The organism is Pseudomonas syringae (assembly GCF_002157375.1).
GTDB classification, from domain to species: domain Bacteria; phylum Pseudomonadota; class Gammaproteobacteria; order Pseudomonadales; family Pseudomonadaceae; genus Aquipseudomonas; species Aquipseudomonas syringae_T.
On sequence record NZ_MTSA01000006.1, the window covers coordinates 275,998 to 296,578 of the forward strand.

The window sequence follows — 20,581 nt, forward strand, 5'->3', positions numbered from 1 at the left end:
GTTACACCAGCACTTGCCGGGTCGACGCCATGTACTCGTGTATCTGCTGCTCGACACGAGGGTGAATCAGTTCCACCGGGCGACGGCCATTGGGGCACGGCAGGCTGGCCGTGGTCCCGAACAGGCGGCAGATAAGCGGGCGCTCGTCATACACCGTACAGCCTTGCGGGCCGAGGTGTACGCAGTTCAGCTCATCGAGTGCAGCGTCCTGCTCGGCAGCGGTCTTGCGCGGCAGGCGCGACATTTCTTCAGGCGATGTGGTGACCGGCCCGCAACAGTCATGGCAGCCTGGCACGCAGTCGAACGAGGGAATCTCACGCCGCAGATCGCGGACTTTCTGACGGTTGCAACTCATTAAAACGTCCATCCAGACACAATGCCGGGAGTTTGCCTCAGTTGGCAGGCTCAGGACAGCGGCTTATCCTCCCGGGCACACAAACGTCATCGACAGGAAAAACTCATGAACGCCCGCGTTCAGCACCCGACCCCTGACACCGCGCATGTTGCCTCCTACTATGCCGCCAGCAGCCATCCGCAACCGGATCATCCTGCGCTTCAAGGCGAGCTCAAGGTGGATGTGTGCGTGGTGGGCGGCGGATTTTCCGGGCTCAACACCGCCATCGAGCTGGCCGAGCGCGGGCTGAGCGTTGCACTGCTGGAAGCCCGCAAGATCGGCTGGGGCGCCAGCGGACGCAACGGCGGCCAGTTGATTCGCGGAGTGGGGCATGACGTCGAGCAGTTCGCCAATGTCATCGGCAGCGACGGCGTACGCCAGCTCAAGCTGCTGGGCATTGAGGCGGTCGAGATCGTGCGGCAACGTGTCGAGCGCTACGGCATCGACTGCGACCTGAAATGGGGTTACTGCGATCTGGCCAACAAGCCGCGTGACCTGCACAGCCTCGCCGAAGACGCAGAGGAACTGCGCAGCCTGGGTTATCGCCATGCGTTGACGCTGCTGCAACCTGATCAGATGCGCAGCGTGGTGGGTTCCGACCGATACGTTGGCGGGCTGATCGACAGGGGATCGGGGCATTTGCACCCGTTGAACCTTGCGCTGGGCGAAGCCGCTGTCGCGCAGGCACTGGGCGTGCAAGTGTTCGAACAGTCTGCCGTGACACGCATCGACTATGGCCCGCAGGTCAAGGTGCATACGGCTCAAGGGGCGGTGCTGGCGAAAACCCTGGTACTGGGTTGCAACGCTTACCTCAACGACTTGAACCCGGAAATCAGCGGCAAGGTGCTGCCGGCGGGCAGCTACATTATCGCGACCGAACCGTTGAGCGAGGCTCAGGCCAATGAATTGCTGCCGCAGGACATGGCGGTGTGCGATCAGCGTGTGACGGTGGACTACTTCCGCCTGTCCGCCGACCGCCGTTTGTTGTTCGGGGGCGCCTGCCATTATTCGGGGCGTGACCCGCAGGATATCGCGGCTTACATGCGCCCCAAGATGCTGGAGGTCTTTCCGCAACTGGCGGCTGTGAACATCGATTATCACTGGGGCGGGATGATCGGTATCGGCGCCAACCGTCTGCCGCAGATCGGTCGGCTCAAGGACCATCCCAACGTGTTCTATGCCCAGGCCTATTCAGGGCACGGTCTGAATGCCACGCACCTGGCGGGTCGCTTGCTTGCCGAAGCCATCACGGGTCAACACAGTGATGGCTTCGAACTGTTCGCCAAGGTGCCGCACATGACCTTCCCGGGCGGCAAACATCTGCGCTCGCCGTTATTGGCGCTGGGCATGCTCTGGCACCGTCTGAAAGAGCTGCGCTGAAGGCTCACGTCCTCCAGAACGGTTTCATTGCCTCGACCCTGGCCTGCTGGAAATCGAGGCCGATGTCGCGCAGTTGATCATCGGTCAGTGCCAGCAACGTGCGGCGGGATGTCCAGCGATGACGATACAGCGCCCAACGACTCATGCCCGCCAGCAGATCGGCTTTTTTCGGGCGAGCCGTTCTGATTGCAGTCGGCCGATAGTCATTCAGTTCCTGGCTGTGAAGCGTCAGGCGCACATCGCTGAACCCGTTCATCTCGATTCCCTCATCCTGGTTGGGTGTGGGTCTATGATGAAGTCATGGCTAAAACCATTACAGATTCAAAACAGGGTTATATTTTCCATACAGATCGTTCGGAAATGGCTCTGAATGCTATATTTCGGCCTAATCTGTACTGCTCGAACTCCCTGATTGCATCAAGAGACCGCCATGACGCTCTACGTCAACCTTGCCGAGTTGCTCGGCTCACGCATTGAAAACGGCTTTTACCGGCCCGGCGACCGGCTGCCCTCGGTGCGTGCGCTGAGCCTTGAGCACGGCGTCAGTCTGAGCACCGTGCAGCAGGCGTATCGGGTGCTGGAAGACAACGGCCTGGCTTCGCCGAAACCCAAGTCCGGCTATTTCGTCTCGGTCGGCAGGCGGACACCCGCACTTCCGGCGGTGGGGCGTCCGGTGCAGCGGCCTGTGGATATCTCTCAATGGGATCAGGTGCTTGACCTGATTCGTGTTGCACCCCGCGAAGCGGTGACGCAACTGGGGCGCGGCATGCCTGATGTCACCAGCCCGACCCTGAAGCCGCTGATGCGCGCATTGGGGCAGTTGAGTCGCCATCAAGACATGCCGGGTCTGTATTACGACAACATCTATGGCGTGCCGAGGCTGCGTGAACAGATCGCCCGGCTGATGCTTGATTCAGGCTGCAACCTCACGGCCAATGACCTGATTATCACCACCGGCTGTCACGAAGCCCTGTCGGCCAGTGTGCGTGCCATTTGTGAGCCGGGCGACATCATTGCAGTGGATTCACCGAGCTTCTTCGGCGCCATGCAGACCCTCAAGGGTGTCGGCATGAAGGCGATGGAGATTCCGACCGATCCGCTGACCGGCATCAGCCTCGAAGCGCTGGAACTGGCGCTGGAACAGTGGCCGATCAAGGTCATCCAGTTGACGCCCAACTGCAACAACCCGTTGGGCTACATCATGCCGGAAGCCCGCAAGCGTGCCTTGCTGACCCTGGCACAACGCTTCGATGTGGCGATCATCGAAGACGATGTGTATGGCGATCTTGCGTACAACTACCCTCGCCCGCGAACCATCAAGTCCTTCGACGAAGACGGTCGCGTGCTGCTCTGCAGTTCGTTCTCCAAAACCCTGGCGCCGGGCCTGCGCGTGGGCTGGGTCGCGCCGGGTCGTTATCTGGAGCAAGTGCTGCACATGAAATACATCGGCACCGGATCGACGGCGCCCCAACCACAACTGGCCATCGCCGATTTTATCGCGGGCGGTCATTACGAGCCGCACGTCAGGCGTATGCGCACGCAATACCAGCGCAGTCGCGATCAGATCATTGACTGGGTCATGCGCTATTTTCCCGAAGGCACCCGCGCCAGTCGCCCGCAAGGCGGCTTCATACTGTGGGTAGAACTGGCCGACGATTTCGACAGTCAGCGCTTGAACCGCATCTTGCTGGATAAGGGCGTGCAGGTCGCGGTGGGCAGTATTTTTTCGGCGTCGGGCAAGTATCGCAACTGCCTGCGCATGAATTACGCGGCCAGACCTACACCGGAAATCGAGAGCGCCGTGCGTATCGTGGGCGAGACAGTCGCGCAACTGAATGCGCAAACTGACTGACGTTGGCAAATCTTTCCCGGTTTTGCGGGTCTTATCGGCAAGTCGAGCCATGTCCAGACACGGAAATCAATGTGAACAATTCATGGGCCTTGCCCTTTTGCTTGCTGGTTGCATTGTGCGTCAGCGGTTGCGCGCACCAGAACATCGCCAGCGAGCCGAGCCAGGCCATGCCGCCTTCAGGGGCGGCGTTCGGGCGCTCGATTCAGGCCATGGCGATGCCGCACGAGGGGCGCTCTGGCTTTCGCCTGCTGCCTGACAGCAGCGACGCCTTCAAGGCCCGCGCCGAACTGATCCGCAACGCCAAAAGCAGCCTCGATCTGCAGTACTACATCGTCCACGACGGCCTGAGCACGCGTGCGTTGATCGACGAGTTGCTCAAGGCGGCTGACCGTGGCGTTCGCGTGCGCATCCTGCTGGACGACACCACCAGCGACGGGCTGGATCAGGCGATCGCCACGCTGGCGGCGCATCCGAACATCGAGATTCGCCTGTTCAACCCGCAAAACCTGGGGCGCGAGACCGGCATCACTCGCAGTCTGGGGCGCTTGATGAACCTGTCGCGTCAACACCGACGCATGCACAACAAACTGTGGCTGGCCGACAGCAGCGTGGCGATTGTCGGCGGGCGCAACCTGGGCGACGAATATTTCGATGCCGAACCGAACCTGAATTTCACCGACATCGACATGCTCAGCGTCGGGCCGGTTGCCGAACAACTGGGCCACAGCTTCGATCAGTACTGGAACAGCACCCTCAGCAAGCCTATCGCCGAGTTCATGTATTTCCTGCCTGACGGCGAAGACCTGGCCGAGGCGCGGCAGAAGCTGGACGATTCGCTGGAGCAGGCGCACCAGCAGCACAAGGCCCTGTATGAGCGGCTGATGGCCTACAAGACTCAGCCCCGCATGAAAACCTGGCTCAACGAACTGGTCTGGGCCTACAACCAGGCGTTGTGGGATGCGCCCACCAAAGTGCTCGCCCAGGGCGACCCCGATCCGCATCTGTTGCTGACCACGCAACTGGCCCCGGAACTGCTGAACACCCACAAGGAGTTGATGCTGATCTCCGCCTACTTCGTGCCCGGTCACGAAGGCTTGCTGTACCTCACCGGCCGGGCCGATGCCGGCGTCAAGGTCAGCCTGCTGACCAACTCGCTGGAAGCCACTGATGTACCGGCTGTGCATGGCGGCTATGCGCCGTACCGCAAGGCGTTGCTGGAGCATGGCGTGAAGCTGTTCGAGCTGCGTCGCCAGCCGGGTGACACCGAAACCATGCGCAGCAATGGCCCCCACCTGTTCAGGAAAAGCCATTCGCTGGTCAGCTCCGAATCAAGCCTGCACAGCAAGGCGATGATCTTTGACCGGCAGAAAGTCTTTGTCGGCTCGTTCAACTTCGACCCGCGTTCCGTGCTGTGGAACACCGAAGTCGGCGTGCTGGTCGACAGCCCGCAACTGGCTGAAGAGCTGCGTGAGCTGACGCTGCAAGGTATGGCGCCGTCGCTGACCTACGAGGCCAGGCTGGAGGACGGCAAGGTCGTGTGGGTGACTGAAGACAACGGTCAGCTCCACACGCTGCATACCGAGCCAGGCGATGTATGGCGACGTTTCAACGCGTGGATGAGCCGGGCCATCGGCCTTGAAAGAATGCTCTAGGCCGGTACGGCGTGTGCCCCGAAGGCCCCGCGTCGTCTGATCAGAATCAGCAGCCCCAGCGCACCTGCTGCCATCAGCAACGGCAAGGCCTCACCGCTGACCCACTGGCTGCCCGCACCTGCTGCCAGTGGCCCGATCAGGCAGCCGATGCCCCAGAGCTGAGCAACGTGGGCGTTGGCACGCACCAGCGCGTCGTCGCGATAGCGCTCGCCGATCAGGATCAGCGACAGGGTGAACAGCCCGCCCGCGCTGGCACCGAACACGGCCCACAGCGGCCAGATCAGAACGGTATCCACCAGCAGTGGCACCATCAGGCTGGAGGCCAGCAACAGCGCCGCACAGCCAGTGAACATCGCGCGGCGCGAGATGCGGTCGGCGAGCATGCCGATTGGCAGTTGCAGCAGGGCGTCGCCGATCACCACCACGCTGACCATGATCAGCGCGATTTCCGGGGTAAAGCCGTGGCGTATGCAGTAGAGCGGCAACAGCGTCAGGATCAATGCCTCGAACGCCGCAAACAATGCCACCGCCCAGGCGATGGCGGGCATGCCACGACAGAAGCCGAGCAGGTCGGTGAAGGTGACGTTGCAGGATTCGGTCGACGGCGCGCCAGTGCGCCCCAGCAGCAGAAACGGTGAGCCGACCAGCAACACGACGCCGATCCAGAAACCGTAGTCGGCCTGGGTGCCAATGACACCCAGCAGCAACGGACCGGCCAGTTGGCTCAGTGCATAGGCGCTGCCGTACAGCGCGACGAGTCGCCCGCGCAGGCGCTCGATCACCAACTGATTGATCCAGCTTTCGCCCAGCACGAACACGATGGTCAGAATGATCCCGAGCGTCAGGCGCAGCACCAGCCATATCGAGTAGTAAGGCAGCAGCGCCAGCGCACCGACCGACACCGCCCCGGCCCACAGACAAAGGCGCATCAGGCGCGCCGTGCCGAACCTCGCGGCCAGACGGCTGGCCAACGCTGCGCCGACCAGTACGCCCACCGCAGGCATCGCCGCCATGATCCCGATGGCAAACGAGCCATAGCCCCAGCCTGCCAGACGCAATGAAACCAGCGGCATGCTGACACCCATTGCCAGGCCGACGCCCAGCACGGACGCCAGCACGGCAAAATATGTACCCCAACGCATTTTGAAGCTCCTGCAACTCGTTTGCTTATTACGCGATCAAGAGCGGACGCAGAGCGTCCAGAACGGCATGCCCACGCGGAGCGTGGGCACGATCAGCTTTCTCGGCCGCTGCTCGTTCCGCATGCCTCAGCCGCACACTGATCGTTCCGCACGCTCCAGCCATACACTGATCGTTCCGCACGCTCCAGCCATACACTGATCGTTCCTCACGCCCCAGCCACACACTGATCGTTCCTCACGCTCCAGCGTGGGAATGCATTGCGTGACGCTCCGCGTCACAAATCTGCGCCGCACCGCACGGCCAAAGCCGGAAGCAGAGCATGTGTACGATCAGCTTTCTGGACCCCCGCTGTTCCGCACGCCCCAGCCGTACACTGATCGTTCCGCACGCTCCAGCGTGGGAATGCCTTGCGTGACGCTCCGCGTCACAAATCCACGCTGCGCCGCACAGTCAAGGTCGGACGCAGAGCATGTGTACGATCAGCTTTCTCGGCCGCCGCTTGTTCCGCACGTTCCAGCCGCACACTGATCGTTCCGCACGCTCCAGCGTGGGAATGCCTTGGGTGACGCTCCGCGTCACAAATCCGCGCTTCACCGCACAGTCAAAGGTGGACGCGGAGCATGGGTCCGATCAATGTTCCGCTTTCCGGCCTTACAACTTGATCCAGGTAGACTTCAGCTCGGTGTATTTGTCGAACGCGTGCAGCGATTTGTCGCGACCGTTACCCGACTGCTTGAAGCCACCAAACGGCGCGGTCATGTCTCCGCCGTCGTACTGGTTGACCCACACGCTGCCCGCGCGCAATGCCTTGGCGGTCAGGTGCGCCTTGGAAATGTTCGCGGTCCAGACGGCCGCCGCCAGGCCATACTGCGTGTCGTTGGCAATCTGGATGGCCTCTTCGGCGCTGTCGAATGTCAGCACGGAAAGCACCGGGCCGAAGATTTCTTCCTGAGCGATCCTCATGGCGTTGTTCACGCCGTCGAAAATGGTCGGCTCAACGTAGGTGCCGCCTGTCTCCTGCAGAATCCGCTTGCCACCTGCGACCAGCCTGGCGCCATCGGTGTGACCGGCTTCGATGTAAGACAACACCGTATCCATCTGCTGGGTATCGACCAGCGCACCGACATTGGTTGCCGGGTCCAGCGGATTGCCGGGCTTCCAGGTGGCCAACGCTTCAATCACCATGGGCAGGAAGCGGTCCTTGATGGAGCGCTCGACCAACAGGCGCGAACCCGCAGTGCAAACCTCGCCCTGGTTGAACGCAATCGCGCTGGCGGCGGCGCTGGCGGCGGCGTGCAAGTCCGGCGCGTCGGCGAAGACGATGTTCGGGCTTTTGCCGCCCGCCTCCAGCCAGACGCGCTTCATGTTGGATTCACCCGCGTAAATCATCAGCTGTTTGGCGATTTTGGTCGAGCCGGTAAACACCACCGTGTCCACGTCCATATGCAGCGCCAGCGCCTTGCCGACGGTGTGGCCGTAACCCGGCAAGACGTTGAGCACGCCTGCAGGAATACCGGCCTCGATGGCCAGCTGCGCAATGCGAATGGCGGTCAGCGGGGACTTTTCCGAGGGTTTGAGAACGACTGAGTTGCCGGTAGACAGCGCAGGGCCGAGTTTCCAGCACGCCATCATCAGCGGGAAGTTCCACGGCACGATAGCGGCCACGACACCCACCGGCTCACGTGTCACCAAGCCCAACTGGTCATGGGGCGTGGCCGCAACTTCGTCATACAGCTTGTCGATGGCCTCGCCGCTCCAGCTCAGCGCGCGGGCGCCACCGGGCACATCGACACCCAGCGAGTCGCTGATCGGTTTGCCCATGTCCAGCGTTTCCAGCAGGGCCAGCTCTTCGGCATTCTGCTCAAGCAGCCCCGCGAAACGGATCATGACAGCCTTGCGTTTGGCGGGAGCCAGTCGTGACCATGCGCCTGATTCGAATGTACTGCGAGCGCTGGCGACTGCGCGCTGGGCGTCCGCCAGGTCGCAACTGGCGACCTTGGCAAGCAGTCGGCCATCGACCGGGCTGATGCAATCAAAGGTTTCTCCGGAGGCGGAGGCGACGTATTCACCTTGAATGAAGGCGCGGCCTTCGATCTTCAAAGTCTGGGCGCGTTGCTCCCAGTCGGCACGAGTCAGGGTGGTCATTGGCATGTCCTCCTCTTTTGCAATGTGGGTGTGTCATGCTTGATTCGAGACACAATCTGAATGTTTTCAGGGCAGCCGATACCCTAAACCAGCCTTCAGCTAAAACCAATATATTTGACAGAATTGGCGGTCAGAACGCCCTTTCGTTGATTTTATTAAACACACTCAGTGAGCGGGTCGAGGCACTTATGTGCCTTTCGCTCGTCAAACCGTCAACGTATTCAGCACGAGGGGCCACCATGAGTATCGCGAGCATCGTCGATTTCAGCGAAGCCAGCACCGACGCCGAGCACTATCGCCCGGCACCGGAAAAAGTCTTCAAGGGCGACCCGGCACAGACGATCTACAACCATTACAACAGCCCCTGCGGTCAGATGAGCGCTGGTGTCTGGAATGGCGAGCCGGGGCAGTGGCAGGTGAATTACACCGAGCACGAATACTGCGAAATCGTTCAGGGCGTCAGCGTGCTGCGCGACGAGCAAGGCAACGCCAAAACCCTGCGCTCGGGTGACCGCTTCGTGATCCCGGCAGGCTTCAAGGGGACGTGGGAAGTGCTGGAAACATGCCGCAAGATTTATGTGGTCTTCGAGGCGGCTGCCGATAAATAACTACCGCATACCGGTGGGCATTATGAGGGATTCTGAATGCGTCCAATGACGGACATTCACGCAAAAGGATCTTGAAATGACCAACGAAGTAATCACCCAGGCGCTGCAGTACCTTGTCGGTAGCCGCTACGTACCGACCGTCAAAGCCTACATCGGCGAAATGACCGGTCTTGAGAAAGTGATCGGTCCTGGCGACATCACCACCCTGGATTTCAACCCCATGCGACTGCACGTAAATGTCGACAAGGCGGGTCTGGTATCCGGCTTCAGTTTCGGCTGATTCAGGAGGCCCTTCTCCCCATCGTGCGGGTGCGGGGCTTTCGTCTTTAAAACGCCCGGCGCATTGCGTCGGGCGTTTTGCATTCGGCGTTCAGCCGAAGAGTACAGGCTTGAGTTCTTCAGGCCTGCCGCTCGATCAGGCACAAAAAACCCGCCAGAAGGCGGGTTTTTTGTAGTCGACAGCATCAATTACTTGATTTTGCCTTCTTTGTAGATCACGTGCTTGCGTACAACCGGATCGAATTTTTTGATTTCGATTTTATCCGGGGTAGTACGTTTGTTCTTGTCGGTGGTGTAGAAATGGCCTGTACCAGCGCTCGACACCAAACGGATCAATTCACGCATGATTCTCTCCCTTAAATTTTGCCGTCGCGACGCAGTTCAGCGAGCACAACTTCAATGCCACGCTTGTCGATGATACGCATGCCTTTAGCAGATACGCGCAGACGAACAAAACGCTTCTCGCCTTCAACCCAGAAGCGGTGATGCTGCAGGTTTGGCAGGAAACGACGACGGGTTTTGTTGTTTGCGTGGGAAATGTTATTCCCAGTCACCGGACCCTTACCGGTAACTTGACATACTCTCGACATGCCTCAGCCCTCTAAAACCACATGCCCAACCCGGCATGGGTTGGCCGCTTAATCTCTCAGTCATTTGGCGCCAGGCGCCGCGTTTCTTTAAGGGTCTTACCGGCTACACCTACAGTGAAGGAACCGGGCCCCTAGAAAAGAGCGCTGCTTTATACCAGAAACCCTTCGAAGCAACAACAGGCAAAGCACTTTAGCCCGACGGCGCGCGTACCGTATGGCGGTAAGCTCAAGCGCTGCGGGGGTGTGGTCAAAACGACCGCTCGTCGCACGATGTCGATTGTTCTGCGCCAGTACATAGTCTAGGGTTAGTCCCTCACCAGACTGCACCGGCAGATGGGCCCTTTCTGAACAGGAAATATCGCCATGCGCCTCGCTGCACTCCCTTTTTTGCTCGCTCCGCTGTTGCTTCCGTTTGCCGCTCAGGCATCGAGCCTTGCGGTGTGTACTGAAGCCAGCCCTGAAGGCTTCGACGTGGTTCAGTACAACTCGCTGACCACCACCAACGCCTCCGCCGATGTCCTGATGAACCGCTTGGTGGACTTCGATGCCAAGAGCGGCAAGCTGGTCCCGAGTCTGGCGGAAAGCTGGACGGTGTCTGCTGACGGTCTGACCTATGACTTCAAGCTGCGCTCTGGAGTCAAGTTTCATACCACCGACTATTTCACGCCGACCCGCGAACTGACGGCGGACGATGTGCTGTTCAGCTTCCAGCGCATGCTCGACCCGCAGAACCCGTGGCACAAGATTGCCCAGAGCGGTTTCCCGCACGCCCAGTCCATGCAGTTGCCGGCGCTGATCAAGCAGATCGAAGCGCCTGATGCACACACCGTGCGCTTCACGCTCAATCGAGCTGACGCCACCTTCCTCGCCACACTGAGCATGGGGTTTGCGTCGATTTACTCGGCTGAATACACCGCACAGCTTTTGAAGGCGGGGACGCCGGAGAAGCTCAACAGCCAGCCGATAGGCACCGGCCCGTTTGTCTTCAAGCGCTTCCAGAAAGATGCCGTAGTGCGTTACGAGGCGTTCAAGGATTACTTCGCCGGCAAGCCCGATGTCGACACGCTGGTGTATGCGATTACCCCGGACGCCAACGTGCGCCTGCAGAAAATCCGCCAGGACGAGTGCCAGATCGCCCTCTCCCCCAAGCCGCTGGATATTCAATCGGCCAGCAAGGACGACGCGCTGAAGGTCGAGAAGACCGACGCGTTCATGACCGCTTTCGTGGCGATCAACAGCCAGCACCCGCCGTTCGACAAGCCTGAGGTGCGTCAGGCGATCAATCTGGCGTTCGACAAGGCCAACTACCTGAAGGCTGTCTTCGAAGGCACTGCGGGTATCGCCAACGGCCCTTACCCGCCCAACACCTGGAGCTACGCGAAAGACTTGCCCGGCTATCAGCATGACGTGGCCAAAGCCAAGGCATTGCTGGCCAAGGTCGGGTTGAAGGATGGTTTCAAAACCACGATATGGACACGGCCTTCCGGCAGCGTCCTGAACCCGAACCCAAGCCTGAGCGCTCAGTTGTTGCAGTCTGATCTGAAACAGATTGGTGTTGATGCCGAAATCAAGGTCATCGAATGGGGCGAACTGATCCGTCGCGCCAAGGCCGGTGAGCATGATTTGCTGTTCATGGGCTGGGCGGGCGACAACGGTGATCCGGATAACTTCCTGACGCCGCAGTTCTCGTGCGCTGCCGTGCAATCGGGCACCAACTTCGCCCGTTATTGCGACAAGACCCTCGACAAGCTGATTGCTGACGGCAAATCCACCAGTGATCAGGCCGAGCGCAGCAAGCTGTATCACCAGGCTCAGCAGCAGATCCAGCAGCAGGCGCTGTGGATCCCCCTCGCCCACCCGACGGCCGCAGCGCTGGTGCGCAAGGAGGTAACGGGCTACCAGGTCAGCCCGTTCGGACGGCAGGATTTTTACAAGGTGCAAGTGAAGTAAGGTTGCCGTGAGCGCTTGTGGGAGCGGACTTGTCCGCGAAGGGGGGGCGTATAATCGCCGAAAATGCATTGTACGCCGCCGTCCGAGCCCTCCTTCCCGGGCTCGTCAGCAATCAAGTCCCTACATCAACCCCTTCTCCACCATCGACAGCGGCTCGCCATCGCCTACGATCACATGGTCAAGCACATGAACGTCCACCAGCATCAGCGCCTCCTTGAGACGCTTGGTGAGGTCGATGTCAGAGCGGCTGGGGTCGGTGATGCCGGAGGGGTGGTTGTGGCAGAGAATCAGGCTGGCGGCATTGTGGGCGATTGCGCGCTTCACCACCTGGCGCGGATGCACGTAAGACGCGTTGATCGTTCCCCGGAACAGTATCTCGAAGGTCATGACCCGGTGCTTGTTGTCCAGAAACAGGCAACCGAACACCTCGTGCGGTTCATGGCGAAGCAGGGCCTTGAGGTAGCCACGCACCTGAGCCGGGTTTTCCAGCGCTGAATCACGACGCAGTGTCTCGGCCATGTGCCGCCGCGCCATTTCCATTACCGCCTGTAACTGAGCGTACTTCGCCGGCCCCAGACCCAGCTGAGCGGTAAAGGCAGACAGGTCTGCGTCCAATAAGGGCCTGAGCCCGCCGAATTGATTCAGAAGATGACGCGCCAGGTCTACAGCGCTTTTTCCGGTCACCCCGGTACGTAAAAAGATAGCCAGCAACTCGGCATCGGAAAGGCTCTCTGCGCCTAACTCCAGCAAGCGTTCACGCGGGCGTTCGGCCGTGGGCCAACTGCGAATACTCATAGCACCTCCATGTGTTTGGGCACCGCTGTTCCGGTGCGGTCGCTGTGCTATCTTAGCCCATCTTTTTTGCGCGTCGATCTGGCCTGGGGAGGCGTCATGGCCGTCGCGTACTCACTCGATCAAAAAGGCAGGTCTATGCAGCGGCTGTATCGAAAACGCATCGTTCTGGGCGTCGGCGGCGGCATCGCGGCCTACAAGAGCGCCGAGCTGGTCCGCCGTTTGCGCGACCAGGGCGCCGAAGTGCGTGTCGTCATGACCAAGGGTGGTGCAGAGTTCATCACACCGCTGACCATGCAGGCCCTGTCCGGGCACCCGGTGCATCTGGACCTTCTCGACCCGGCTGCCGAAGCCGCAATGGGCCATATCGAACTGGCCAAATGGGCCGATCTGATCCTCATCGCTCCGGCCACCGCCGACCTCATCGCGCGTCTGGCTCAAGGCATCGCCAATGACCTGCTGACCACCATTGTGCTGGCCACCGACGCCACCGTTGCCATTGCCCCGGCGATGAATCAGGCGATGTGGCGGGACGCTTCCGTACAGGCCAACACCCGTTTGCTCGAAGCGCGGGACTTTCGCGTCTTCGGCCCGGCCTCGGGCAGTCAGGCCTGTGGTGATGTCGGCTTCGGTCGCATGCTTGAGGCCGACGATCTGGCCCAGTGTGCAGCCGATTGCTTCCAGCGCCTGAGCCTGACCGGCAAGCACGTGTTGATCACCGCAGGCCCCACCCAGGAAAACATCGACCCGGTGCGTTACATCACCAACCACAGCTCCGGCAAGATGGGCTTCGCCCTGGCCGAGGCCGCTGTAGAGGCCGGTGCCCGGGTGACGCTGATTACCGGGCCGGTCAGTCTGCCGACGCCAGATCGCGTTTCGCGCATCGATGTGGTCAGTGCCCGGGACATGCTGGCGGCCTGCGAAGCGGCGATTCCCTGCGATCTGTTCATTTCCTCCGCAGCCGTTGCCGACTACCGGCCTGAAGTCATCGCCCCGCACAAACTCAAGAAAGACCCTACGAACGGTGATGGCCTTTTGCTGCAGATGGTCCGCAATCCAGATATTCTGGCGACCATCGCAACCCGCCCGGATCGCCCGTTCAGCGTTGGCTTCGCCGCCGAGACCGAACACTTGCTCGACTATGCTGCACGCAAACTGAAAGACAAGAACCTCGACCTCATTGTCGCCAACGACGTGGCTAACCCCAGCATCGGCTTCAATAGTGAAGAGAACGCCTGCAGCGTCATCGACCGGGCGTTGCACGCAACGCTTTTTGCCCAGACCAGCAAGGCCAAGATTGCCCGCCAGCTAATCACTTTTATCGCCGACCGCATGAATCAGGTTTAATTACGAATGCACGCTCTACAAGCCAAGATCCTCGACCCTCGCATTGGCAACGAATTCCCGCTCCCGGCTTACGCCACTGTTGGTTCGGCGGGCCTCGACCTGCGCGCCATGCTCAAGGAAGACACCGTTCTCGAGCCCGGCCAGACCCTGCTGATCCCCACCGGTCTGTCGATCTACATCGGCGATCCGGGCCTCGCCGCCTTGATTCTGCCGCGCTCCGGCCTGGGTCACAAACACGGCATTGTGCTGGGCAATCTGGTCGGCTTGATCGACTCCGATTATCAGGGCGAACTGATGGTGTCCTGCTGGAACCGTGGCCAGACCGCCTTCAAGATTGCGGTAGGCGAGCGCATTGCGCAGTTGGTGCTGGTGCCGGTGGTACAGGCCCGTTTCGAACTGGTCGAAGAGTTTGACGAAAGTCAGCGCGGCGCAGGTGGTTTCGGCCATTCCGGCAGTCATTGATCGCCATTTGGCAAACAATCCGGTTCTTTGACAAGGCTCAGGGAGAGGTCGGTGAAAGGCAGTCAGCACAGCGTTTCAAAGCAAGCCGCACCGGCCGATAATGCTCCCCCGGCTGCGAGCCTCAACGCGCTCGCTTCGGGCCTTGTGCCGGCGTCGATAGGTCTGATCATCGCTGCGGCGCTGGTCTGGGTCGCATTGATGACCGGCCCGCAGCAGCAGGACCAACTGGTCCAGGCATGGGGCGGCAGTCAGGCGTCAGCCGTAGGTGTAGCGCTTCGGCAGATCAGTGCCAACACCCAGTCAGCCGCTTCCAGCGCGGCGCTCGTTCAGGCGCTGCAAAGCAATGATCCTTCCGCGTTGGCGGCCGCGCAGGACCGGCTCACCCGGTGGGATGGCCTGGCAGGTGCGCGGCTTTATGCCAAAGGGCTGGCCGATGTCGATACGCAAGGCGCCCTGCCGGTCAGTTTCGCCACGCTGGATATGCTGAACAAGGCGGCGCAAGGTGAAGTCGTCAACCCGGAAGCGCGCAAGGTCGGTGAGCGCTGGTTGCTCTACAGCGTTGCGCCGGTGCGCGCCGCTGCGACTCAGCCGGCGGTGGGGACATTGCTGCTGGCCTTCGACCTGCAGCGTCTGCTCAACGCCTTGCCGGTACTGCCTGCCGAGGCCGGGCAGGTTGTCCTCAGTCAACAATTCGGCAGCGGCCCGGCCCAGGTTTTCCTGCAGCGCGGGCAGGCGGATGACGGCAAGCCCAAAGGCTTCGATACGGGTTATCCCGGCTGGAAACTTGAATTCACGCCGGGTCCTGCGTTGAAAACTTCGCCTTCCATCCTGCTTTTGCTGTTGGCGCTGGTTATCGCTGCAGCAGGCGTATTGCTTGGGCTGCATGTCAACGAACGGGCGTTGCAACGGCGTGTTTGTGCCGACGCCCGGCAGCTGGATCAGTTGCTTCAAGAACTCTCACGCGGAAAAGCCGTCAAACCCTTCGGTTTGAGCCTCCCGGCCCTCAGTGGTCTGGCTCAGGCGCTTGCTCGCGTTTCGCTTCGTAGCCAGCCTCAGGCAGTGCCTGTCTCGGCTGCGGGTGAACAGCGCGATGCAGATATTGCCAAAAACAGTGCGTCATCCACAGTGGCTGCGTCGCGCACCGACTGGACTGATCCACTGTTTCAAGACACCGATATTCTAGATATCGACCTTCTCGACGAAAACCAGGACTTCCTGAGATCGGAGCATACCCTCGCTATGAACAGCCCAGCATCCGTGGCACCCAAGCTTCCCGAGACCATTTTTCGCGCCTACGACATCCGTGGCGTCGTCGGGGACACCCTCAACGCTGAAACCGCCTACTGGATCGGTCGCGCCATCGGCTCCGAGAGCCTGGCGCAGAACGAACCCAATGTCAGCGTTGGCCGCGATGGCCGTCTGTCCGGCCCAGAGCTGGTGCAGCAATTGATTCAGGGCCTGCACGACAGCGGCTGCCACGTCAGCGATGTCGGTCTGGTACCGACGCCTGCGCTGTATTACGCAGCCAACGTGCTGGCGGGCAAGACGGGCGTCATGCTGACCGGCAGTCACAACCCGAAAGACTACAACGGCTTCAAGATCGTCATCGCGGGCGACACCCTCGCCAACGAACAGATCCAGGCGCTGCACGAGCGCATCAAGACCAACAACCTGACTTCGCAGAAAGGCAGCATCACCAAAGTCGACATCCTTGATCGCTACTTCAAGCAGATCAAGGACGACATCGTCATGGCGCGCAAGCTCAAGGTCGTGGTGGATTGCGGTAACGGCGCAGCGGGCGTGATCGCTCCGCAACTGATCGAAGCGCTGGGTTGCGAAGTGATTTCCCTGTTCGCCGAGGTGGATGGCAACTTCCCCAACCACCACCCGGACCCGGGCAAGCTGGAAAACCTGCAAGACCTGATCGCCAAGGTCAAGGAAACCGGGGCCGATCTGGGTCTGGCGTTCGACGGTGACGGCGACCGCGTCGGTGTGGTGACCAATGCAGGCAACGTGGTCTATCCGGACCGCCTCCTGATGCTGTTTGCGCTGGACGTCCTCAAGCGCAACCCGGGTGCCGACATCATTTTCGACGTCAAATGCACCCGTCGCCTGACGCCGCTGATTCGCGAACACGGCGGTCGTCCGGTCATGTGGAAAACCGGCCACTCGCTGATCAAGAAAGAAATGAAGAAAAGCGGTGCGCTGCTGGCAGGCGAAATGAGCGGCCACATTTTCTTCAAAGAGCGCTGGTTCGGTTTCGACGACGGTATCTACAGCGCCGCGCGTCTGCTGGAGATCCTCAGCCAGGAGTCGGCCAACGCCGAAGACCTGTTCGAGACCTTCCCGAATGACATTTCGACGCCTGAAATCAACATCAAGGTGACGGACGTCACCAAGTTCAGCATCATTGAGGCCCTTGAAAAAGACGCGCAATGGGGCGATGCCAAACTGACCACAATCGACGGTGTCCGTGTGGATTATCCGAAGGGCTGGGGTCTGGTTCGTGCTTCCAATACCACGCCGGTACTGGTGCTGCGCTTCGAAGCTGAAACCGAAGCCGAGTTGCAGCGTATCAAGGACGTCTTCCACGCCGAGCTGAAAAAAGTCGCGCCGGATCTCGACCTGCCATTTTGATTGTTTTCCCTTTTGACTGGAGCCCTGAATGACCCTCGAACGCGATGCCGCCTCTAATGTAGCCAAGGTCCTTTCCGAAGCGCTGCCTTACATTCGCCGCTTTGTCGGCAAGACGCTGGTTATCAAGTACGGCGGCAACGCCATGGAGAGTGAAGAGCTGAAAACCGGCTTTGCACGCGACATCGTGTTGATGAAAGCGGTCGGTATCAACCCCGTCGTGGTTCATGGTGGCGGTCCGCAGATCGGTGATCTGCTCAAGCGTTTGTCCATCGAGAGCCACTTCATCGACGGCATGCGCGTGACCGACGCGCAAACCATGGATGTGGTGGAAATGGTGCTGGGCGGCCAGGTCAACAAAGACATCGTCAACCTGATCAACCGTCATGGCGGCAGCGCTATCGGTCTGACCGGCAAGGACGCTGAGCTGATTCGTGCGAAGAAGCTCACCGTCACCCGCCAGACGCCGGAGATGACCAAGCCTGAAATCATCGACATCGGTCAGGTGGGCGAAGTGGTTGGCGTCAATACCGGCCTGCTCAACATGCTGGTCAAAGGGGATTTCATTCCGGTAATCGCGCCTATCGGCGTTGGCCCGGATGGCGAGTCGTACAACATCAACGCCGACCTTGTGGCGGGCAAGGTTGCCGAGGCCCTCAAGGCCGAGAAGCTGATCCTGCTGACCAACATTGCGGGCTTGATGAACAAGCAGGGCGAAGTCCTGACCGGCCTGACCACCGAGCAGGTCGACGGCCTGATCGCCGACGGCACCATCTACGGCGGCATGCTGCCAAAGATCCGCTGCGCGCTTGAGGCGGTTCAGGGCGGGGTCAACAGCTCGCACATCATCGACGGTCGCGTGCCCAATGCCGTATTGCTGGAAATCTTTACCGACAGCGGTGTCGGTACTCAGATCACCAATCGCAAGCGGCATTGATTCAGGCGTAACACCCAAAGCCCCGTGAGCCGACGCTGACGGGGCTTTTTTGGTTCTCATGCCCACGCTCTGCGTCCGGTTGAAAAGGCACAGATCCGAGGCATCCCCACGCAAGAGCGTGCGCAACGAGCGGTGGCTGTTAGAACACTGATCGTGCCCATGCTCCGCGTGGGCATGCCTTTCTGGACGCTCTGCGTCCGATCTTGGCGATGCGGCGTGAGTGCGGGGTTATTGCGTCAATCGTTGTACGCGCGCGCGATCCACCGCGAAGCCGGCTTCGGCTTTTACCCGTGCAGCCTGATGCCCGGCGATGTCGGCCTGCAGTTTCTGTTGCTGGTCACGCAGATCATTCAGTTGGTCGACAAGCGTCTGCGGAACCGGACGTCCTGCGCGTTCCAGTTCGGCAGCCTGGCCTTGCAGATTGCGCTGTTGCGCGGCAAGCCCCTGAATGTTGCCCTGAGCAACACCCACCAGCGCATCCAGTTCTGCCAGCCTGCGCGCCTTGACGCGATCCACCTCTTCAACGCTGTTGTACACGCTCAGCAGTTGCGCATCGGCCGCCGTCTGACGCTGTGCCGCTTCGGTCTGGCGAATCTGCTCGGCAGTCGGCGCGGGCGGCACGGCCTGTATCACCCGGCCACGGCCGTTGAGCACTTCGTAGCCTTTGGCGACATAGTCGGGCGGCACGCCCTGCGTATCAATCACGGTGACGCCGCGACTGTCGACGTAGCGGTAAAGGCGAATTTCAGGCGCATCGGCTGCCCTGGCGCTCAAGGGCATGAGCAGGGCCAGAGAGAGCCACAGACCCAAAACGCCCATTACGCCTGAAACCAAAGCCTGCTCCCTGCTGCCGACTGCCATAGGCCTGTCCTCAGATACCGAATTGCGCGCGATAAGCCTCTACAGCCGGCAAATGCTGCTTGAGCTGCGGATCGTCGGCCAGGTACTCAAGCACCTGATTCAACGACACGATGCTCACCACCGGAATACCGAAGTCGCGCTCGACCTCCTGGATCGCCGACAGCTCGCCATTGCCACGCTCCTGACGATTGAGCGCGATCAGCACGCCCGCCGCCGTTGCGTTCTGATCCTTGATGATCTGCATGACTTCACGGATTGCGGTGCCCGCAGTAATCACGTCATCGATGATCAGCACATTGCCCGCCAGCGGAGAGCCGACCAGGCTGCCGCCTTCACCATGCGCCTTGGCTTCCTTGCGGTTGAAGCACCACGGCAAATCACGGTCATGATGCTCGGCCAGCGCCACGGCCGTTGCGCTGGCCAGCGGAATGCCCTTGTAGGCCGGGCCGAACAGCACGTCGAAAGAAATCCCGCTCTCAACCACCGCCGCCGCATAGAAACGACCCAGCTGGGCCAGCGCCGAACCGGTGTTGAACAGCCCGGCATTGAAGAAGTACGGGCTGGTGCGCCCGGACTTGAGGGTGAACTCACCGAAGCGCAGAACGCCGCGATCGATGGCAAAACGAATGAAATCGCGTTGATACGCTTGCATGAAAAAAGCCCCGAATACCACGGATTTAGCTAATTAGGTAGAGCTCGGGTATCATACACGCACGTGATTTTTGGGGCCATTTATGCGGATCATCAGTGTGAACGTAAATGGCATTCAGGCTGCGGTCGAGCGTGGGTTGCTCAGCTGGCTGCAAGCTCAGAATGCCGACGTCATCTGCTTACAGGACACCCGCGCCTCCGCCTTTGAACTGGATGATCCAGCCTTTCAGCTGGATGGTTACTTCCTCTATGCCTGCGAAGCCGAAGTCCCCGCTCAGGGCGGTGTGGCGCTGTATTCGCGGTTGCAGCCGAAGGCAGTAATCAGCGGTCTCGGCTTCGAGACAGCCGACCGCTACGGGCGTTACCTGCAAGCAGATTTCGACAAGGTCAGTATTGCCACCCTGCTCTTTCCTTCGGGGATGAACGGCGATGAAGACCTGAATCAGAAATTCAAGCTCATGGACGACTTCGGCAAGTACATGGACAAGCAGCGCCGCAAGCGCCGTGAGTACATATACTGCGGGTCGCTCTATGTGGCGCAGCAGAAGCTCGACATCAAGAACTGGCGTGACAGCCAGCAATCTCCTGGTTTCCTGGCGCCCGAGCGTGCCTGGATGGACGAGATTGTCGGCACTATGGGTTACGTGGACGCGCTGCGTGAAGTTAGCCGCGAAGGTGATCAGTACAGCTGGTGGCCGGATAACGAACAGGCCGAGATGCTGAATCTGGGCTGGCGCTTCGACTACCAGATCCTGACCCCAGGCCTGCGCCGCTTTGTGCGCAGCGCCCGCCTGCCGCGTCAGCCGCGTTTTTCGCAGCACGCGCCGTTGATCGTGGATTACGACTGGACCCTGACTATCTGATAGCCGGGTACACAGCGCACACGAAAAAGCCGACTTGAAGT

General features: G+C 60.4%; 20 protein-coding genes. 11 read left to right on the forward strand and 9 right to left on the reverse strand.

Annotated features, from left to right (window positions below):
* Position 1: 1 nt before the first annotated feature.
* Positions 2-355, reverse strand: a complete 354-nt coding sequence (locus BW686_RS09915; protein ID WP_084916128.1) for a YkgJ family cysteine cluster protein — start codon at positions 353-355, stop codon at positions 2-4.
* A gap of 105 nt (positions 356-460) precedes the next feature.
* Here BW686_RS09915 and BW686_RS09920 point away from each other — a divergent pair, with 105 nt between their 5' ends.
* A complete protein-coding gene (locus BW686_RS09920; RefSeq protein ID WP_084916129.1) occupies positions 461-1,774 on the forward strand; it encodes an NAD(P)/FAD-dependent oxidoreductase in 1,314 nt (437 codons plus the stop codon).
* Positions 1,775-1,778: 4 nt separating this feature from the next.
* Here BW686_RS09920 and BW686_RS09925 read toward each other — a convergent pair whose 3' ends face one another.
* The gene (locus tag BW686_RS09925) at positions 1,779-2,030 is read right to left on the reverse strand and encodes a DUF1127 domain-containing protein (RefSeq protein WP_084916130.1); all 252 of its coding nucleotides are present in this window, start codon (positions 2,028-2,030) and stop codon (positions 1,779-1,781) included.
* 174 nt (positions 2,031-2,204) lie between these two features.
* Here BW686_RS09925 and BW686_RS09930 point away from each other — a divergent pair, with 174 nt between their 5' ends.
* Complete coding sequence (locus BW686_RS09930) at positions 2,205-3,626, forward strand: aminotransferase-like domain-containing protein (protein ID WP_084916131.1); 1,422 nt, start codon at positions 2,205-2,207, stop codon at positions 3,624-3,626.
* Between the two features lie 71 nt (positions 3,627-3,697).
* Positions 3,698-5,278 (forward strand): phospholipase D family protein, encoded by a 1,581-nt coding sequence (locus tag BW686_RS09935; protein ID WP_084916132.1) that lies wholly within the window; start codon positions 3,698-3,700, stop codon positions 5,276-5,278.
* Here BW686_RS09935 and BW686_RS09940 read toward each other — a convergent pair.
* Entirely contained in the window at positions 5,275-6,420 is a 1,146-nt protein-coding gene (locus BW686_RS09940) for an MFS transporter (RefSeq protein WP_084916133.1), read from the reverse strand. The two genes, BW686_RS09935 and BW686_RS09940, sit on opposite strands and share 4 nt — an antisense overlap.
* A 652-nt stretch (positions 6,421-7,072) precedes the next feature.
* Entirely contained in the window at positions 7,073-8,566 is a 1,494-nt protein-coding gene (locus BW686_RS09950) for an aldehyde dehydrogenase (protein WP_084916136.1), read from the reverse strand.
* Between the two features lie 239 nt (positions 8,567-8,805).
* Here BW686_RS09950 and BW686_RS09955 point away from each other — a divergent pair, with 239 nt between their 5' ends.
* Positions 8,806-9,174 (forward strand): cupin domain-containing protein, encoded by a 369-nt coding sequence (locus BW686_RS09955; RefSeq protein WP_084916137.1) that lies wholly within the window; start codon positions 8,806-8,808, stop codon positions 9,172-9,174.
* 76 nt (positions 9,175-9,250) lie between these two features.
* Positions 9,251-9,454: an I78 family peptidase inhibitor gene (locus tag BW686_RS09960; RefSeq protein ID WP_084916138.1), complete on the forward strand. Its 204-nt coding sequence runs from the start codon at positions 9,251-9,253 to the stop codon at positions 9,452-9,454.
* A gap of 188 nt (positions 9,455-9,642) precedes the next feature.
* Here BW686_RS09960 and rpmG read toward each other — a convergent pair whose 3' ends face one another.
* Together rpmG and rpmB are read right to left on the reverse strand one after the other, a co-directional pair.
* Positions 9,643-9,798, reverse strand: a complete 156-nt coding sequence (rpmG, locus tag BW686_RS09965) for a 50S ribosomal protein L33 (protein WP_002551515.1) — start codon at positions 9,796-9,798, stop codon at positions 9,643-9,645.
* A gap of 11 nt (positions 9,799-9,809) precedes the next feature.
* Positions 9,810-10,043: a 50S ribosomal protein L28 gene (gene rpmB, locus BW686_RS09970; protein ID WP_002551514.1), complete on the reverse strand. Its 234-nt coding sequence runs from the start codon at positions 10,041-10,043 to the stop codon at positions 9,810-9,812.
* A gap of 363 nt (positions 10,044-10,406) precedes the next feature.
* On the opposite strand from rpmB, the gene BW686_RS09980 reads away from it, so the two are divergent.
* Entirely contained in the window at positions 10,407-11,993 is a 1,587-nt protein-coding gene (locus BW686_RS09980; RefSeq protein WP_084916139.1) for an ABC transporter substrate-binding protein, read from the forward strand.
* A gap of 120 nt (positions 11,994-12,113) precedes the next feature.
* Here the strand turns inward: BW686_RS09980 and radC are convergent, their stop codons facing one another.
* Positions 12,114-12,788: a RadC family protein gene (gene radC / locus BW686_RS09985; protein WP_084916140.1), complete on the reverse strand. Its 675-nt coding sequence runs from the start codon at positions 12,786-12,788 to the stop codon at positions 12,114-12,116.
* A 135-nt stretch (positions 12,789-12,923) separates the two neighbouring features.
* Here radC and coaBC point away from each other — a divergent pair, with 135 nt between their 5' ends.
* Genes coaBC through argB form a run of 4 tightly spaced genes read left to right on the forward strand, consistent with a single transcriptional unit; the run spans position 12,924 to position 18,165 of the window.
* Positions 12,924-14,132, forward strand: coding sequence for a bifunctional phosphopantothenoylcysteine decarboxylase/phosphopantothenate--cysteine ligase CoaBC (coaBC, locus tag BW686_RS09990; RefSeq protein WP_179149230.1), 1,209 nt, complete (start codon positions 12,924-12,926; stop codon positions 14,130-14,132).
* Between the two features lie 6 nt (positions 14,133-14,138).
* Positions 14,139-14,594 (forward strand): dUTP diphosphatase, encoded by a 456-nt coding sequence (dut, locus tag BW686_RS09995; RefSeq protein WP_084916142.1) that lies wholly within the window; start codon positions 14,139-14,141, stop codon positions 14,592-14,594.
* Positions 14,595-14,645: 51 nt separating this feature from the next.
* A complete protein-coding gene (locus BW686_RS27290; RefSeq protein ID WP_179149222.1) occupies positions 14,646-17,231 on the forward strand; it encodes a phosphomannomutase/phosphoglucomutase in 2,586 nt (861 codons plus the stop codon).
* 28 nt (positions 17,232-17,259) lie between these two features.
* On the forward strand, positions 17,260-18,165 hold the full coding sequence (argB, locus tag BW686_RS10005; protein WP_002551508.1) for an acetylglutamate kinase: 906 nt from the start codon (positions 17,260-17,262) through the stop codon (positions 18,163-18,165).
* A 228-nt stretch (positions 18,166-18,393) separates the two neighbouring features.
* Here argB and BW686_RS10010 read toward each other — a convergent pair whose 3' ends face one another.
* Together BW686_RS10010 and pyrE are read right to left on the reverse strand one after the other, a co-directional pair.
* A complete protein-coding gene (locus BW686_RS10010) occupies positions 18,394-19,026 on the reverse strand; it encodes a DUF4124 domain-containing protein (RefSeq protein ID WP_084916143.1) in 633 nt (210 codons plus the stop codon).
* Positions 19,027-19,036: 10 nt separating this feature from the next.
* Positions 19,037-19,678, reverse strand: coding sequence for an orotate phosphoribosyltransferase (gene pyrE, locus BW686_RS10015; protein ID WP_084916170.1), 642 nt, complete (start codon positions 19,676-19,678; stop codon positions 19,037-19,039).
* A gap of 82 nt (positions 19,679-19,760) precedes the next feature.
* Here pyrE and BW686_RS10020 point away from each other — a divergent pair, with 82 nt between their 5' ends.
* Positions 19,761-20,540 carry an exodeoxyribonuclease III gene (locus BW686_RS10020; RefSeq protein ID WP_004887172.1) on the forward strand — a complete coding sequence of 260 codons (780 nt, stop codon included), beginning with the start codon at positions 19,761-19,763 and terminating at the stop codon, positions 20,538-20,540.
* The last annotated feature ends 41 nt before the right edge of the window (positions 20,541-20,581 follow it).